At 40.3% G+C, this 16,918-nt stretch carries 11 protein-coding genes; 6 read left to right on the top strand and 5 right to left on the bottom strand.

The window, feature by feature from the left end; translation table 11 throughout:
* The first annotated feature begins 172 nt into the window (after nucleotides 1–172).
* The 4 genes from ACM0OX_RS12320 to ACM0OX_RS12305 all read left to right on the top strand — a co-directional run bounded on the left by ACM0OX_RS12320 (nucleotide 173) and on the right by ACM0OX_RS12305 (nucleotide 5,954).
* Nucleotides 173–2,104, top strand: coding sequence for a pentapeptide repeat-containing protein (locus tag ACM0OX_RS12320; protein ID WP_414515131.1), 1,932 nt, complete (start codon nucleotides 173–175; stop codon nucleotides 2,102–2,104).
* 257 nt (nucleotides 2,105–2,361) lie between these two features.
* On the top strand, nucleotides 2,362–3,876 hold the full coding sequence (gene crtD / locus ACM0OX_RS12315; protein WP_414515130.1) for a C-3',4' desaturase CrtD: 1,515 nt from the start codon (nucleotides 2,362–2,364) through the stop codon (nucleotides 3,874–3,876).
* Between the two features lie 202 nt (nucleotides 3,877–4,078).
* Complete coding sequence (locus ACM0OX_RS12310; RefSeq protein WP_414515128.1) at nucleotides 4,079–5,185, top strand: saccharopine dehydrogenase family protein; 1,107 nt, start codon at nucleotides 4,079–4,081, stop codon at nucleotides 5,183–5,185.
* Nucleotides 5,186–5,564: 379 nt separating this feature from the next.
* Entirely contained in the window at nucleotides 5,565–5,954 is a 390-nt protein-coding gene (locus tag ACM0OX_RS12305; RefSeq protein ID WP_414515127.1) for a hypothetical protein, read from the top strand.
* Nucleotides 5,955–6,093: 139 nt separating this feature from the next.
* Here ACM0OX_RS12305 and ACM0OX_RS12300 read toward each other — a convergent pair whose 3' ends face one another.
* The gene (locus tag ACM0OX_RS12300; protein ID WP_414515125.1) at nucleotides 6,094–7,392 is read right to left on the bottom strand and encodes a cation:proton antiporter; all 1,299 of its coding nucleotides are present in this window, start codon (nucleotides 7,390–7,392) and stop codon (nucleotides 6,094–6,096) included.
* Nucleotides 7,393–7,963: 571 nt separating this feature from the next.
* On the opposite strand from ACM0OX_RS12300, the gene ACM0OX_RS12295 reads away from it, so the two are divergent.
* Nucleotides 7,964–8,233: a hypothetical protein gene (locus ACM0OX_RS12295; protein WP_414515124.1), complete on the top strand. Its 270-nt coding sequence runs from the start codon at nucleotides 7,964–7,966 to the stop codon at nucleotides 8,231–8,233.
* A gap of 190 nt (nucleotides 8,234–8,423) precedes the next feature.
* Here the strand turns inward: ACM0OX_RS12295 and ACM0OX_RS12290 are convergent, their stop codons facing one another.
* From ACM0OX_RS12290 to ACM0OX_RS12275, 4 genes are all read right to left on the bottom strand, one after another.
* Complete coding sequence (locus ACM0OX_RS12290; RefSeq protein ID WP_414515123.1) at nucleotides 8,424–9,563, bottom strand: glycosyltransferase family 4 protein; 1,140 nt, start codon at nucleotides 9,561–9,563, stop codon at nucleotides 8,424–8,426.
* A 63-nt stretch (nucleotides 9,564–9,626) separates the two neighbouring features.
* Entirely contained in the window at nucleotides 9,627–10,796 is a 1,170-nt protein-coding gene (locus tag ACM0OX_RS12285) for a glycosyltransferase family 4 protein (protein WP_414515122.1), read from the bottom strand.
* An 835-nt stretch (nucleotides 10,797–11,631) separates the two neighbouring features.
* Nucleotides 11,632–12,771 carry an amidohydrolase family protein gene (locus ACM0OX_RS12280; RefSeq protein WP_414515120.1) on the bottom strand — a complete coding sequence of 380 codons (1,140 nt, stop codon included), beginning with the start codon at nucleotides 12,769–12,771 and terminating at the stop codon, nucleotides 11,632–11,634.
* Nucleotides 12,772–12,797: 26 nt separating this feature from the next.
* Nucleotides 12,798–14,147 (bottom strand): glutamine synthetase family protein, encoded by a 1,350-nt coding sequence (locus ACM0OX_RS12275; RefSeq protein WP_414515118.1) that lies wholly within the window; start codon nucleotides 14,145–14,147, stop codon nucleotides 12,798–12,800.
* Nucleotides 14,148–14,319: 172 nt separating this feature from the next.
* Between ACM0OX_RS12275 and ACM0OX_RS12270 the strand changes: the two genes are divergently transcribed.
* Entirely contained in the window at nucleotides 14,320–16,761 is a 2,442-nt protein-coding gene (locus ACM0OX_RS12270) for a hypothetical protein (RefSeq protein ID WP_414515116.1), read from the top strand.
* Nucleotides 16,762–16,918: the final 157 nt, after the last annotated feature.

Here is a 16,918-nt window from a genome sequence, read left to right as displayed (position 1 = left end):
TTTTATATTTTCCTTATTTTGCCAAAATCCGAAATATTGCACAGCAAACTTGTATAAAATCTCAGTGATACCAATTCTCTAATATCCGTCACCAAATTCAAACCCCCAAACCCAGATTTAATCTGACTTTCTAAATTACGAATTACGAATTACGAATTACGAATTAGTGATTATGCCGCCAGACTACTCCGGTCAAAATCTCCGAGGTCGCTCTTTTAAAGGTCAAAACCTAACTGGGGCTAACTTTAGCGCTAAGGATATTAGAGGAGCAGATTTTACCAACGCGATTCTTAAAAATGCTGATTTTAGAGGTGCTAAAGCTGGACTACAGCGGCGTTGGACAATTGTGTTGCTCATAGTCGCACTAGTGCTGTTAGCACAAGGAGTGATTTATTCAATCAGTTTTGGTTTATCAGCAGCATCTATTTTTGACACTAGATACATTGGAAACGTATTCATTGGTTTAGTCTGCAATATTGTTGTAGCAGTTTTTTATATTGTCACTTTTCGCAAAAATTTAATAACAGGTTTAGGAGTTATAGCCGTCAGTCTTGTCTTTGTCTCACCCGTAGTCGTTATTTTAGTTGTTGCCTTTCCTAAAGCTTTTCCTGTAATTAGAACATTACCCAAAGGTTTAGCCATTGTCTTTGGTTTAGCCATCAGCGTTACGTCTATATTATTTAATATTTTGATTGGATGGAGAATTCAAAGTAGAGATGCTTGGTTTGATTCAGTTGTTAATACCTTTGCTGCTACAGGCGGTACAAGTTTTTATAGTGCTAACTTGATTAATGCTGATTTTACTGGTGCAATTCTCGAAAACACAGACTTTAGGAAAGCAAACCTAACACTTACTCGTTTTTATGAAGCCAAAAACCTAGACTTTGCCAGAGTAGACGACACTATACTAGCTAACCGCGCTGTTCTCAACTTGCTTGTTACCTGCAATGGTAGGGGAAAATCTTATGCTGGTGCTAACCTAAAAGGTGCAAATCTGAAAGATGCAGACCTGAGTAAGGCTAATCTTAAAGGTGCTGATATTATTGTAGCCACTTTTGAGGGAGCTTGTTTAGAATGGGCAAACCTAACTATTACTCAAGCTATATATACTAATTTTACCAATGCTCACATGACTGGTGCTTGTATAGAAGCATGGAATATTGACAGTACAACCAAGTTAGATAATGTAGATTGTCGCTTTATCTATCTTCTCGAATATTTCAGACTAGGAACTGATGACCGCGAACGCCGTCCCAGTAGTGGTGAATTTCAACCAGGAGAATTTACTAAACTCTTTGAAGAGGTTTTAAATACTGTTGATTTTATTTTCCGCAATGGCATAGACTGGAAAGCTTTTGTTAGTGCCTTCCAAAAAGTGCAAGATAAAAATGAAGGCACAGAATTAGCTCTACAGAGTATTGAAAATAAAGGTGATGGGGTTGTTATCGTTAAGGTTGCTGTACCTGTTGATGCCGATAAAGAAAAGATTCATGGCGAATTTAGACAAAATTATCAACTGGCACTGCAAGCTGTAGAAGAAAAATATAAAGCACAATTACAAGCTAAAGATAATGAAATAGTTATCTATCGCCAACAAAGTGGCGAGATGGCAGAGATTGTAAAATTATTAGCGAATAAACCAATTAATGTTCAAGTTGACAATAAAGTAGAGAATAAAAATATGACTAATAGCAATGATGCCAGCCGCCAAATTAATATTGGTAGTGTTGGCAGAGATTTCAATGCAAGTGGACAAGCTTTAAATTTGGGTGATATTAGCGGTACGGTAACAAATACCATCAACGAGTTACCAGCGTCTCCCGAACCAGATAAACCGGGAATTAAGGAATTGTTGACGCAATTACAAGCAGCAATTGAGGCTGATACAAATTTACCGCAAGAAGATAAAGCTGAGGCATTAGAACAAGTGAAAGCTTTAGCAGAAGCCGGGAAAAATCCTCAAGAGGGGGCGATGCAAAAGGCGGCGAAAACGGCTATTAAAATTTTAAAAGGTACAATCGCTAGTTTACCCAGTGCCACAAAGTTGGTTGAACAGTGCAGCAATCTATTGCCGTTGATTTCCAATTTTCTGGGTTTAGGATAGTCAAATTAAGACCCAGAGAATGGAATTCGCGGCTACACTGCCTTTCCTGCGGAACGCTACGCGAACGCGGACAAGGATAAACCAAAGTTTTTTAACCCACCTCTGTGGGTTTTGCTTGTGTAGACGCGGTTTCTAACTGCCCTTTTAGCTACGATGCCTGCGGCGGGCTACGCCATCGCACCCTTCGACCCTGTTGAAGTCAGAGATTAAGGTAAAATTATAAGTAAAAGTATTAAGAATTTTAAAGAAAATAATCAATGTCCAGCATTTCTATTGACAAAAGTAACTCTCATGTCACTGTTATTGGTGCAGGTATAGGCGGACTGACTGCTGGGGCATTATTAGCTCATAGAGGTTACAGAGTCTTAATTTTGGATCAAGCCCTCGTACCAGGAGGCTGTGCTTCAACCTTTAAACGCCAGGGATTTACCTTTGATGTGGGAGCAACTCAGGTAGCGGGGTTGGAACCAGGGGGAATTCACCACCGGATTTTCTCAGAATTATCAATAGATTTGCCACAAGCAACGCCTTGCGACCCTGCTTGTGCGGTGTATTTACCTGGGGAAACCACACCCATCAACGTTTGGCGCGACCAAGAGAAATGGCAAGAGGAACGACAAAAACAGTTTCCTGGTAGCGAACCATTTTGGCAGTTGATGGCAACTTTATTTGATGCTAGTTGGGAATTTCAAGGACGCGACCCAGTACTACCACCGCGTAATTTATGGGATTTGTGGCAGCTAACTCAGGCGGTGCGTCCGAGTACATTAATTACTGTACCCTTCACCTTGTTTACGGTAGGAGATGCTTTACGGTTATGTGGACTGGGAAATGACCGACGGCTGAGAACTTTTTTGGATTTGCAACTGAAGCTATACTCCCAGGTGGATGCAGACGAGACAGCATTGCTTTATGCCGCAACGGCGTTGAGTGTATCCCAACTGCCCCAAGGATTATTTCACCTCCAGGGAAGTATGCAAGTATTAAGCGATCGCTTGGTACAATCTTTAGAAAGAGATGGCGGCAAATTATTGATGCGCCACACTGTTGAAGAAATCAAAGTAGAAAACGGCAAAGCTAGTGCTGTTGTTATTAGAAATCAGAAAACTGGCGAAGTCTGGACAGAAGCCGCCGACCACATAGTTAGCAACGTCACCGTGCAAAATTTGGTGCAGTTGTTGGGAGAACAAGTGCCATCTGGATATAAAAACCGTGTGGAAAAACTACCCCAAGCATCGGGCGCGTTTGTGGTCTATTTGGGTGTAGATGCCAGCGCGATTCCGCCTGAATGCCCTCCCCACCTGCAATTTCTGTATGATGTCAATGGCCCCATTGGCGAGAATAATTCCCTATTTGTTTCCGTCAGCCATCCTGGAGACGGCCGCGCACCGGAGGGGAAAGCGACAATTATTGCTTCTTCATTTGTCGATCCAGCACAGTGGTGGGAGACTGAAGATTATGAAGGACTAAAAGAAAAGTTTACCAAAGAAGCGATCGCTCGTCTTGCCCAATACTTTTATCTCAAACCAGAAACTATTATTTATCAAGAAGCGGCAACACCCCGCACTTTTGCCCATTTCACAGGCCGCGATCGCGGTATAGTTGGCGGTATTGGTCAAAGGATTCCCACCTTTGGCCCCTTTGGGTTCGCCAATCGGACACCAATCGAGAATTTGTGGTTAGTTGGTGACTCCACCCATCCAGGCGAAGGTACTGCTGGGGTGAGTTATTCAGCACTGACAGTAGTTAGGCAAATTGAAGCGCAAATGTAGTATTTTGTCAAGTTAGTAATAAAGAGTTTGTAGTCAGGACTTTAGTGCTTAGAAAATAACGACTAAAGTCCTGACTACAAACTTGTTTACAACTATTTAGATAGAGCAGAAATTTTATTAAATACTATAAATCATACTTATAACCGATGCCAGACAGGGCGCAAAACTGATGAAATAAGGTTAGTGTTGCGAATCTGGAGTAATGACAGACAGCGTTTTAATTCTTGGAGGAAGAGGGCGGATTGGTAGCAGTGTTGCCGAGGATCTAGCTACCCATACGCAAGCACAAATTACGATTACTGGACGTTCTGCGGAGTTTGGGAAGGCTGTGAGCTTGTCTTCGGGGGGACAAGTGCAGTTTTTGATATTAGATTTGAAAGAAGTTGACAAACTGCGAGATGCGATCGCAAACTCTAATTTAGTCATACATTGTGCCGGGCCATTTCACTATCGAGATACTAATGTTCTCGAAACGTGTATTGCTGAAGGCGTTAATTATCTAGATGTCAGCGACCATCGTTCTTATACCAGCAAGGCTCTGAATTATCATGAGAAAGCTGCTGCTGCTGGCGTGACAGCAATTATTAATAGTGGCATTTTTCCTGGTATTTCTAACAGCATGGTACGCCAGGGAGTTGAACAATTTGATCAACCAGAAAAGATCCATTTAAGTTATTTAGTTTCTGGTTCTGGTGGTGCCGGCATTACAGTGATGCGGACAACTTTTCTTGGGTTGCAGTATCCTTTTGAGGCTTGGATAGATGGGAAATGGGAAATAGTCAAACCTTACAGTGAAAGGGAAGTAGTTGAGTTTCCATCTCCTTATGGACGCAGTGGAGTTTACTGGTTTGATATGCCAGAAACCTTTACACTTCCCCATGCATTCCCATCAGTGAAAACTGTAATTACTAAGTTTGGCTCTGTTCCAGATTTTTATAATCACTTAACTTGGATTGCGGCACATGTTTTTCCCAAGTGGTTAATGCAGCGTCGTTACATGATTGAATTTCTGTCTCATGTCAGCCATTCAATGACAGATGTCACTAATAATTTTAGTGGAATTGGAGTAGCAGTTCGTTCTGAGGTTACAGGACAGAAAAATGGTGAAACAGCCGTTTATTGTTCAACTGTAGTGCATGAAAATACAGCGCTGGCTTCTGGTTGCGGCACAGGTAGTATTGCCCAATTATTGCTAGAAGGTAAACTCAAGAAACCAGGAGTTTTTCCTGTAGAAGAAGCATTACCAACAAATTTATTTGAAGAGGTAATGCAAAGCCGAGGAATTAAAATTGATCGCAGTTGGTCATAAGTATCTATCCGATAAGAAAGTAAAAATATCAGTCTACTTGAGTAGATTTGAGCTATTAGTCCAGAAGTTGAGTTCTAGATTGTATGTTAGTAAGCACGACAATCTTTGACTATAGTGATTATTCTTTTAAAGAGGTACACGGGTAAGGTGGCACAATTTTGTCCTACTACTAAATCATTTGTGAACAACGAGATCCCCGATTTTTTAGAGAAATCGGGGATTTTAGTCTTGTGAATAAGATTACCCTAGCTAAAAATTAATATACCTTGAGATAGAAGAAAGAACTGTATCTAAACACTTAGGATGCCTGTGAGCCTAAGATATCTAACCTATCTTCTACCTAAAAAAGCTCATCACAAAAGATTAGGAGATTTTTTTCATGCAAAAAATTCTATTAAGTTTAAAACAAGCATTACGTTCAAGCTTTTTGGTTGTTTGTTTGATGGTTTTCATCGGCTTGACAGGTTCTTTCATTTTTGTTCAGCAAAGTAGTTATGCAACTACTCTTGAAGAATTAAAACTAGTACCTCCAGAGTATAAACCAAATTCTGAAGAAAAAATTAATCGTGCTAACGAATACGATCCAGGTGTTGGCATTCAAGAAGAAGACAGACAAAAAGCTTATGAGCAAGCAATAAAAGATTCAAAAAATCTTAATACTATAGAGAAGACTTACGAAAGAAATTTGAAGGCTGAACAAAAACAAAATCCCCCAGAAAGTTTTGGCGAAAAAGCGAAAGAAGTTATTGAAAAAGTAACAGGTAAATAGGGAATATAGACCTAATATCAACCCCTTTCCTATAAAGAAAGGGGAATTAAGACTCAAAGCAACTGTCAAATTGAGAGTAAAGTTCAGAAAATTAAACTGTAGCGACTTTCAAGACAGTCGCTACATGCAAAAATGGCTTTTACTCAAATTCGTCTATGGTAGTCGGAGTAGTAGTTTTTCTCTTGTTAGCAAAATTGCGCTCATACCACTTCATTAATGGAGTTGCACTAATTCCATGTACAATTACCGAAGCGACAATTGTAGTGTAAGTTATCCAAGCAATTTGTTCGGCTGCTTCACCTTTCAAGCCATGACCAAAGGCATAAGCTAGATAATATAAAGAACCAACACCGCGAATACCAAACCATCCAAATAACAACCGAGTTCCTGGGTGGAAGGTTCGGCGGCGTGAATCTAAAGGACGTTTACCTATTGTGCTAATCCAAACTCCTAAAGGTCTGACGATAAAGAATAACAAAATTATGACTAACACAGATTGCATAGCATAATTAAGCATTGGTTTCAATAATAATATTGAACCTAATAGTAAAATCGTCCCAACTTCTAGCAGCTTTTCTACTTGCTCAACAAATTCTAATTGTTCTATCGGTTTTTCAGAATTCCTGTAACTGCGTTGGACAACTAACCCAGCAACAAATACCGCCAAAAATCCATAGCCATTAACCATTTCTGTTAATGAATAAGTTATGAGAATTGTGCTGATAGCAAGAAAATCTTCCATTAACTCATCGGCAGGACGGCGTTTTTGAACTTTTTTTTCAATCCAAACTATAGATTTGGCAACAACAATTCCCATAATAATACCAGCTGCGATCGCCCATATTAAATCAACTGTAATCCACTGTTGAAACCAGTTACCCCAGTTGTCATCTTCTAAGGCATGAATGCCAAAATAAACGAAGGGAAAAGCTAAAGCATCATTTAACCCACCTTCAGAAGTTAAACCAAATCTCAACTCATCTTGGTCATTGGTACTGGTGAGTTGTACTTCTGATGCTAATACTGGATCGGTCGGTGCAAGAATTGCTCCTAATAAAATTGCTTCTCCCCAATTCATGCCTAAAAACAATTTACCCACAACAGCCAGAGCAAAAATTGAAATTGGCATCAGAAATAAAATCAATCGCACTGTAATATCCCAAACACCCAACTTTAGAGGCCGAACAATTCTTAAGCCGCAGCTAAACACAGAAATAATTACTACAAGTTCTGTTATTTTCTCTAGCAGTTCGGTGTTAAAAACGTCATCTCGACGTAATTGAATCAGCCCTAAGCCATAAGGGCCTAGAAAAATACCAACCACTAGGTAGATGATGGCAAAAGAAAGGGGTAAGCGAGTAATCCAACCTGACCCTAAAGTTACCATCAGCAAAAGTAGACCAATTACAAATAGGTCAATAATATATATATCTACCATATAGCGATTTACATAAATATAAGGTGTTGCTTTGTAAGCTTAGTTGCAATATCTTTGTATTAGAATTTACCTATAGGCAGATTTTCTGGGATTAGGAATTCAGAGATACCATCAAATTGGAGAAGAAAGGAATAGATAAATTTGGCATTGGCTTTGCCCATCGTAGAAATCGTACTTTGATTATTTGTTAGAAGTCCTTTAACTAATAGGATGTAGCACGTGAATATAGCTAAGACACACCTATACGCTTTTAGGAATGGTTTTTAAGCTAAACAACATCTAATCCAAAATTTATATAACTCTTGTGGCATAGGTCGAAAAGCCCACGCTAATTATGTAAGTTAAATGTGGAACAGCTTAATCGCGTGCAGTTAAAGGGATTTTTGGGCTTTCTGCATAGATTAGGGAATATAGCCAATTGGACGGACATGATATATTTCCTACTTTCTGACTCAGATATCGCCCAATTTAGTACAAATATACTATAATGGGTATAGCGTCCACAAAGCCTAGCCAAATGCATAATGGCTCTGTGAAAACCTTCTGGAAGATGGATTCAAGGGTTAGTTCGATGATGAAGCATTATATTCTCAACCTCAATCCGACTGCCAAGCATGAATGGGATCGGTGTATTTTACGTGACCCGCTGACTGCCAAACGCCCAGACATTGCTAAACTAATTGCCGAAGCAGTTGGTGCTGATACAGGTAGTTATTTGGTCAGCGTGAATATTGAAGTTCAAGTTTTGCAGCAAGCGGCAATACCTCAAGCCGAACAACTCTCGCTTTCATTTCCAGAAGTGAGTGTGCCCTCACAACCACAACTGCGGGAAGCAGCTTAATGCGAGGACATGATATTACGCATAGGTAACGGAAAATCGAACCACAGAGGACACAGAGGGCACGGAGAAATAAGAGTTTGAGAAGTTTCTTGCGTAAGTCCTAAGTTGATTTGTAATTACAACCATAAACCCCAGATGTGAATCTGGGGTTTTTCAAACAAAATCGGCGATCGTAAGATTAGGGAAGTAATTATAATCTGTGGGACAGCAGTTGGAAAATTTGCTGATTAATAATTGCAATATCAAAACGCTGACTAGCAGCAGTTCGGGCATTATTGGCTATAGTCGCAGTTATTTCCGTCTCCTGTAAACAAGTGATAATTACTTGTGCAAGTTCCTGGGGTTTTCCTGGTGTTGCTAGAAAACCATTAAGGCCATGTTCTACTAATTCCGTTGCGCCCCCAGCTTTGGCTGCAACTACAGGTTTTCCACATAGCATTGCCTCTACAATCACTCTACCAAAGGGTTCTGGCGAAGTAGAGGTATGTGCCACTAAGTCACAAGCTGCCATTAACTGGGGAATATCAGAACGAAATCCTAAGAATTTGACGCGGTTTTCTAATCTTAGTTCACTAACTTGTTGGTGTAACTTTTGGACATAATCTTGTTCGCCAAATAGTGCATCACCCACTAAAATTGCTATCACATTATGCGGACATTTAGCAAGGGCATCAATTAAAATATGCTGCCCTTTCCAAGGTGCAAGACGGCTAAAGTGTCCAACGACAAATTTTCCTTCTAATCCTAACTGTTGCTGTAATTTTTGAATGTCAGACTCATCAGTTTGATAGTTTTTTGGATTAAAGCCGTTATAAACAACTTCGATGATATCTGGGCGTCCTCCTGCTTGTATAAAGGCAGTTTTACTAGCTTGAGAATTAGCAATTACTAATGATGCAAAACGATTGGCTAAGTTAACAGCAATGCGAAGATTAGTTTGGCTAAAATGTTCTTTGGAAAGAATATCATGTAAATGATAAACCAGAGGGCGACGACTGAAAAAACTTGCCAATGCACCGACAACTAATGCTTTTTGGGTGTTGGCATAGATTAAATCGTATGCCCGCGCTTTTTTAACTACCTTAGTAATCAGAGGTACAAGTTGTCCCAAACTCTTGAATCCTTGTAGCCAACTGCTTTCTTTGCGAACTTGGATTGCTTGAGTTGCGAGAACTTCTACTGGGATATGATTTTGTTGTAGTAAATCTTTAAACGATCCATCTGCAAATAAACCTACTAAAGCGCGATCGCCATAAGGTTTAGCAATATCTATTAAACATAACTCGGCACCGCCTGGTTTACCGCTTTGATCTAAGAAAAGAATTCTCATTAAACCTCTATTTTATCTAATTTGACCCGTGTAGTGCCCTTAGTATTTATTAAATTTACTTGTTTAAACTAATAAAACATTCCGTACTTGCTGGGCAATTTGATTCCAGTCGTAGTGTGTGGTGGCGTATTTACGACAGTCCGATCGCGAAGGTATGGGGATATTTCCCAAAAGTGCTTGTTCTAATTTTTCAGCAATAGCCAAAGCGTCTGTTGAAGTCGTAATTAAATCTGGTGAAAATCCTGATAAAATTTCTGGCATTCCCCCAACAGGAGTACACAAAACGGGAGTACCACAGGCTAAGGACTCAACTATTACTAATCCAAATCCTTCAAAAGATTGGCTAGGCATAATAGTTAATTCAGCAGCTTGATAAGCTATAGGTAATTGCTCATCAGGGAGAAAACCTAAAAATTTAACGTTGTCATCTAGTCCTAATTCTGTAGCCTGTTGTTGTAGTGCAGCTTGGATGTGACCACGACCTGCGATCGCTAGCCAAACATCTGGTATTCTGGGCTTAATTATAGCCAGGGCTTGCAATAATTTGTCAACTCCGGTTCGATGCACTAAGCGGCGTGATGTAAATATAATCCGGCGATTATTAGGCCAGCCTAGCTTTGCACAAGCCTCCTGGGGTGATAAATTTGGTTGAAACCAATTAATATCAACTCCGCCGGGAATAACATGAATTTTGCTCCACGGTACTTGATATTGATCGTGTAAAATTTTACCAAAAGCTTTGCTCAAAACAATGAAGCGATCGCAACGATTATAAGTGTTTTGTTCGATTAGCCAGTGTTTGATTAAAAGACTTAGGTTTTTGTTAACAACTTCCTGCTGACTCTCAGAAGCCCAAGGCCCATGAAAGTTAAAAGTAACTGGTACTCCCTTTGGTAAAATATCTAAAATTGGAAAGCTGTATAATGCAAAGTGCAAATTAATAGCATCTGGTTTGCTAGTTCTTGTTTTCTGAAAGTTGGTGCGAATAGACCATAATCTTTGCCAAATCGCACTATCGGGACTCGCCAAGTTAGTCAGCTTAATGGGCGAATTTATTTCAGCCTCTGGTAGCCCAACTCCACATAATTCAATCTGGTCTTGATTTGCTGCTAATTTATGAGTTAGTTCGTAAATATACCTTTCTAGTCCTCCGGGACTTTTGGGGAACCAGCCTAATCCCAGCGTGAGAATAGATGCAGATGAGGAAGCAAAATTTTTTAGTTTATTTTCCACTAATGTATCTCCTATAAATATAATAAAACAGGCGCACATCTGTACGCTTTTATATCTGTATGCAAACCTGAATCAATAGAATTTATGAATACACATTACCAATAATAATTTTTGTATAGAAAACCAATTTATAAACTATTTATATATCAACGTCAACAAGGAATTATATCTGTATTTTTATTAACTATATAACACCGAGATAGATATATATGATACCTATCAGCTCAGAAATGTGAATGCTATATAGGGAGAGAGGAAAGCTGCTATAAAGTAATAAATATAGAATGTTTTTGTATTAATGCTTACCATTTTGATTTAAAAATAAGTAAATAAGAATACCTTAATTCGACTATATCCATTTTTGTCGCAACGCGATACTCCTGCGGTGTCACGGCACGAGCGCCTAAGCTAAAACCTTTGTGGAAAGCGAGGTTTACTTTTTTAACTTCATCGATATTTGTGACGTGGAAAAAGTATTTACCAAAAATCTAGAATTTTACCGGATAAAGAAAACCAAGTTCTTAATTTTGGATAAAGTCGAGCTTAAATAATGTTTTAAAGATATTAACTGAAAATTTCAAGAATAAGGGTAGCTACATAAAGCTTATGTAAAATAATTTGCCACTTATATATCGCTCTGCAATCACTCTGTTCAACGAAAAATCTGAGCCAAATTTGAAAGCAAGAGTAATTGGGGTAGAAAACTCCAAATAAAAAAATACTCAACTACTTTTTGTAGGATGGGCGACACGATAGCCCCAAGCCTTGGGCGGACAAGATGTCCACCCCACAAGATTGGATAATTTATTTGTTGGAAGTCCCGTAATAAATAATGCTAACGCTTAGTACTTGTTTCGCTTGCTAATTGGTAGAGAACTAAGGCGTTTTCACGTAAAATTGCTAAAGAAATGGCCTCAGCTTCAGCTACAGTTATGTCAGAATCTATAATTGCTTGCTCTAGCACTTCCCCTAAAACCTGACGACCCCACTTTGCACCCAAGTAGTACAATTCTGGAATTGAGTGAGCATCAGAAGAATACATTAATTTAGTAGTGGGAGTTAATTCTAACATCTGCCTGATTGCTTCCCGCATTCCAGATACGCTTAAAAAGGGTATTGCTAAACCGAAATCCAGATAAACTTGGGGATATACAGAAGCTAAATAACCAGCCTGCTGCATATAAGGATATGAAGCATGTAGCAATACTATTGGTACATGGCGATACTGCGGTAACTCTAATAAATATCGCAGATTTAGAGGATTAGCCAATCGTAAATCCAAGCTAGGATCGCCGTAGCCAGTATGAAATTGTACTGGTAAGCGGTATTTTGCTGCTACTAATAATGCCTGTTGTAACAAAAAATCAATCAGTGGTTTATCTGTCAGTCGCAGAGGTTGATTGTGCAGTTGTTGCTTGAGGTTGTCAAAGTGAGCCGCCGCCACCTCGTCAGTTACCGATTGAATATCCAAACCACTCCGGTAACAGGCAATACTTTTAAAAGCAACTACTCCCAGCGGTGGGGGATCGAGTTCACTGTTGAATCTGGCTAGGAAAGTAGCAAAATCAGGAGATTGCCCAATTAGCTGTTCTGCTAATAGTTCTAATCTCAGAATCTTTCGCACAGGAATAAACCTTTCATGCCACGACAGAGGTAAGATAGTTTCTGGCTGCAAACCATCATCTAAGTAAATCGCCTCTAAGTTAGCAGCCCGAAAATAAATCTGCGTTAGTTCTTCTAATCCTAGACTTTCTCGCCGTGCCAAAATTGCTGTTTCTTCAGCTTCGCAGTTCAATAAAGCAGCAATATCGCGCAAGCTACGCCGATAAAAGAAGGTATGACGGGCATGGTAGTTGATGATTTCTGGATCGTAGCCTTCAGTAAAGGCAGCTGCATAAGGAGACTGGGCAGCTACTTCTGGTTTTAAGATGTTGTGGGCGTGTTGGTCAATTAAAGGAATATCAGCCAGATTCATTTTTAGTAGGGAGTAGAGAGTGGGTGCTAGTATTTTTCTAATAATGCTTTCACTTCTGCCGTTAATTCCCAATCTTTCATTGCTTGCCACTCTGCTTGACGCACTGCTAAGAACGCTTTGGCTAACTGGGGATTTAAAGCTGTTAATAGAATATCGTCTTGCTGGAGGTGAGCGATCGCTTGCCCCAAATTATTTGGTAATGGGTCTATTTCATTAGCACTGCGTTCTTCAATTGATAAATATCCGGGGTCTTGATTGACTGGGTTTGGTGGTGTGAGACTGTGCTGCACGCCATCAAGTCCGGCTGCGATCGCTGCTCCTAAAGCTAAGTAAGGATTCGCTGAGGCATCTACTGTTTTCAATTCAAAGTGGCTGGGACAGCCCAAAGCAGGGTTACTAGGGACTCTAACAGCAGCCTCCCGATTATCTAATCCCCAACAACGGAAAGCACCACTCCAACTATGAGGAAGAATGCGGCGGTAAGAATTAGTACTTGGGGTAGTTAGTGCCATCAGTGCCGGCAGATGGTGTAGGATACCAGCGATGAATTGTAATGCCACTTCAGAAAGACCATAGATACTCTGAGGATCGGGTAATAGGTTTTTCTCCCTATGCCAAAGACTCAGATGGATATGACAACCACTACCAGCGGCATCCGGGAAAATTTTAGGTAAAAATGAAGCGATGAGGTTGTGGCGGTGGGCGATCGCTCTGACAGTTTCTCGAAAAGCAATTTGCCAGTCAGCTGCTTGTAAAGCATCGGTATAGCGCATGGTAATTTCCTGTTGACCTGGGCCTGATTCAGGATAATACTGTTCGACAGGTATACCTTGGGCAATAAGTGCATCAGCGATTTCATCAATTACTTCGCGGTGGAGATCCATTGCCTGAGTGGAAGCAAAAACTGTGGAGTCAGCCGGAATGATGCCATCAGGTGTTTGCCGTAGTAAATAAAACTCATTTTCAAAGGCTGCTCGTACTTCCCAACCAGTTGATTTAGCTGCCGCAATCATCCGCTTCAAAAAATTTCGCGGGCATAACCCCCAAGCAGCACCATCTAGTATCATATTGCCCATAACACGAGCATGACCAGGACTATAAGGTAAAGGCTTGAGGCTAGACCAATCTGGGACTAAGCGAATTTCACCTACTGGCCCTAAATTTGTTTCTGGCACAACTGCATCATACATAACGGGAACTCCCTGCTGCCCTACAGAAATCCCTACTCCATGTTCAAAGTAGTGAGCTAACATTCCCAGATGCACAGCTTTGCCACGGATAATATTAGCATTATCGCACCAAAGAACTCGCACAAATTTAACATCAGCTTCTTCAAGATATTTTCGTATTTTTTTAAAGTTATTTTTTTCAGCCATTGTTAGTTATTTTTATTTTTACTCAATTATTTTCTCATGAAAGTTATGACAGAGTGATATCAGATGCCGTGTCCATACATAGACTGGATCTTAACCACTTCAAAATAGTTATATTTTTTTACGGATTTCATAAACAATGATTGTATATAAATAATTAAAACCTAAAAATTATATGATAAATAAATTACTGGCGTGGTTAAAAAACCTACGTTACAAGCTCAATCAATCCATCAAAAAATTATCTAATACTAGATATTTGCAAAGAAATAAAACTTTCAACTTTTTACTCAGTCTGACTGTTGGAGTCATTGTTACTACCCTTGGAATTACAACAGATTGGGCGACAACTGGAACACGCACGCTTACACATAATACTATTGATAGTGAAAATGTGCGGGTACAAAATAATACTGAAATATCCACGCTTACACACAAAATATCACCAATAAGTAATAGTATTGGCAGCGAACTTCTGTGGGGACAAAACACTACTAAAATACCCACACTTACACACAAAATATCGCCAATAAGTAATCCTATTGGCAGTGAAAATCTGCAAGTACAAAACAATACTGAAACACCCGCGCTTAACTACAAAACCTCGTGGATAGGTAATACTATTGGCAGTGGAAATCTGCGGATACAAAACAATATTGAGGGCATGTATGTTGCTCCTGATGGCACAGTTTATACTAACAGCCATTGGGATGAGGCGGCAATGGAAGCAGGAATATATAAAGATGGTAAAGTTATTGCTGCCCTTGGGGATACTCACGGCTGGAGTCGTGGCGGTGGCAAAGCTGTAACCGCAAATAGTAAATATGTTTACATTGCCATGACTCAAGGTTCGAGGGGCGATACAAAAGAAGATTACCCATCAGAAGGAACAACTTGGTATAGCGTTAGACGCTATGACTTATCAGGAAAACCTGCGCCGTTTCCGAATGGACGTGGTTGGGATAAAAGTATGTTGATTACCAGTACTAAAAGTGAAGTGACTGGATTAGCAACTGTGGAAAACGAGTTGTATGTGAGTGATTTTGCTGCTAACCAGATTCGTGTTTATGATACTGAGACGATGAAGGAACTTCGCAGCTTTGCCGTTGCTAATCCGGGAGCAATAACTATCGATCCACAAAAAAATCTGTGGATTATTCAAAGTAAAAATGGTAGTAAGCCTGCAAAAATTTTACATTATTCCCAAAGTGGAAAGCAATTGCCCCAACAGATTGCAGATATCGTTGAACCAACAGCGATCGCTATTAATCATCAAGGTAAGCTTTTAGTAGCAGAAAATGGCCCGCGTCAGCAAATGTTGACTTATGACATCAAAGATCGGCCAGTGCAGGTGAGTAGTTTTGGTTCTAAAGGCGGTATCTATGCAGGAGTTGCTGGTGAAGTTCGAGATTTGAAACTTTACGGACTTACCGGAGTTGGTACAGATGCTTCCGGCAATATCTATATAAATAGTAATGGTTTCAACAAATCAGGAACAGATTTGCGGAAATTTTCGCCATCGGGAAAACTAATGTGGCGATCGCTGGGATTGATATTCGTCGATAATGCAGATGCCGATCCTAAAACTGATGGTGTAGATTTATTCACCAAACAAGAACACTATCTGATGGATTACAGTCAGGCTGCTGGTAAGCAATGGAATTACAAAGCCTATACCTTAAATCCTTTTAAATATCCTCAAGATCCACGTCTGCATACATCCCCAGATGGAACCTTTGTTCGCCGCATCCAAGGGAAGCGGTTTTTGTTCCTCACAGATATGTATAACAGCTTTCTGCAAATCTATCGTTTTAATGCCGCCACAGATGGTAAAGTTGCCATCCCCGCCGGCATGTTTGTCGGAACTAATGGCGCAGATAAACCATTTTTCAACGGAAATTGGCCACCGCATCAGCCAGAACAAGGGGAATGGATCTGGCGCGATCGCAACGGTAATGGCAAATTTGAAAAGAACGAATACGATCGCAGCAAAGATTATCCTTATCTCGGCGGTTGGTGGGTAGACAGCAAAGGAGATGTTTGGAAAGCTTTGCGAACAGAAGATGGCATTCGACACTATCCTTTACAGGGAATAGATCCTAAAGGCAACCCCATCTACAGCTATAGTTCGATGGAAAAGCAAACTGCTCCCAAAATATTTAACGACTTGCGGCGGATCGAATATTTCCCTGAAACAGATAGTATGTTTTTGTCAGGCTTTACGGTAGATCGTCCTGCATTTAGTGACGATGCTGGAGTTGCTGGATCTGAGATTGCCCGTTTTGACAATTGGAGTAAAGGAAATCGTACTCCCAAATGGCGGATTGTAATACCCTACGACAGCACCGGGAAGCGTGAAGTGTCTACAGCAGCAATTAGTGTGACGGGAGACTATGTATTTGCCGTGACAGTCAAAACCGCAGAGGTATATGTCTACAATGCCAAGACGGGAGCGCAAGTACAACAGTTAAAACCAGGCCCAGAAGTTGGCAGCGAAAGTGGCTGGATTGATATACCCTACGGTGTTCGCGCTTTTCGGCGTTCCAATGGCGAGCATCTGGTATTTGTGGAAGAAAATTGGAAAGGAAAAGTAATTATGTATCGGCTGGCGGGGTGAGTATTTACAGCAATTAAGACATAATATCATGTCCGCTTGATTGCTTATTAAACCCGAAGAACCCCACCCCGCCAAAGCTACGCTTTGTCTCCCCTCCCGAAGAGCGGCTACGGTGTACACACAAGTCTTCTAGAGTTGCACCACAGCCTTTTGATCC

Origin of the sequence: Nostoc sp. PCC 9305 (genome assembly GCF_963920915.1) — a bacterium.
GTDB lineage: Bacteria > Cyanobacteriota > Cyanobacteriia > Cyanobacteriales > Nostocaceae > Nostoc.
This window is presented reverse-complemented; position numbering and strand designations above follow the sequence as displayed.

What these genes read in the sequence shown, in the direction of transcription:
- ACM0OX_RS12320 (WP_414515131.1), top strand. Translation starts at nt 173, where the DNA reads ATGCCGCCAGACTACTCCGGTCAAAATCTCCGAGGTCGCTCTTTTAAA.
- crtD (WP_414515130.1), top strand. Translation starts at nt 2,362, where the DNA reads ATGTCCAGCATTTCTATTGACAAAAGTAACTCTCATGTCACTGTTATT.
- ACM0OX_RS12310 (WP_414515128.1), top strand. Translation starts at nt 4,079, where the DNA reads ATGACAGACAGCGTTTTAATTCTTGGAGGAAGAGGGCGGATTGGTAGC.
- ACM0OX_RS12305 (WP_414515127.1), top strand. Translation starts at nt 5,565, where the DNA reads ATGCAAAAAATTCTATTAAGTTTAAAACAAGCATTACGTTCAAGCTTT.
- ACM0OX_RS12300 (WP_414515125.1), bottom strand. Translation starts at nt 7,392, where the DNA reads ATGGTAGATATATATATTATTGACCTATTTGTAATTGGTCTACTTTTG.
- ACM0OX_RS12295 (WP_414515124.1), top strand. Translation starts at nt 7,964, where the DNA reads ATGATGAAGCATTATATTCTCAACCTCAATCCGACTGCCAAGCATGAA.
- ACM0OX_RS12290 (WP_414515123.1), bottom strand. Translation starts at nt 9,563, where the DNA reads ATGAGAATTCTTTTCTTAGATCAAAGCGGTAAACCAGGCGGTGCCGAG.
- ACM0OX_RS12280 (WP_414515120.1), bottom strand. Translation starts at nt 12,771, where the DNA reads ATGAATCTGGCTGATATTCCTTTAATTGACCAACACGCCCACAACATC.
- ACM0OX_RS12275 (WP_414515118.1), bottom strand. Translation starts at nt 14,147, where the DNA reads ATGGCTGAAAAAAATAACTTTAAAAAAATACGAAAATATCTTGAAGAA.
- ACM0OX_RS12270 (WP_414515116.1), top strand. Translation starts at nt 14,320, where the DNA reads ATGATAAATAAATTACTGGCGTGGTTAAAAAACCTACGTTACAAGCTC.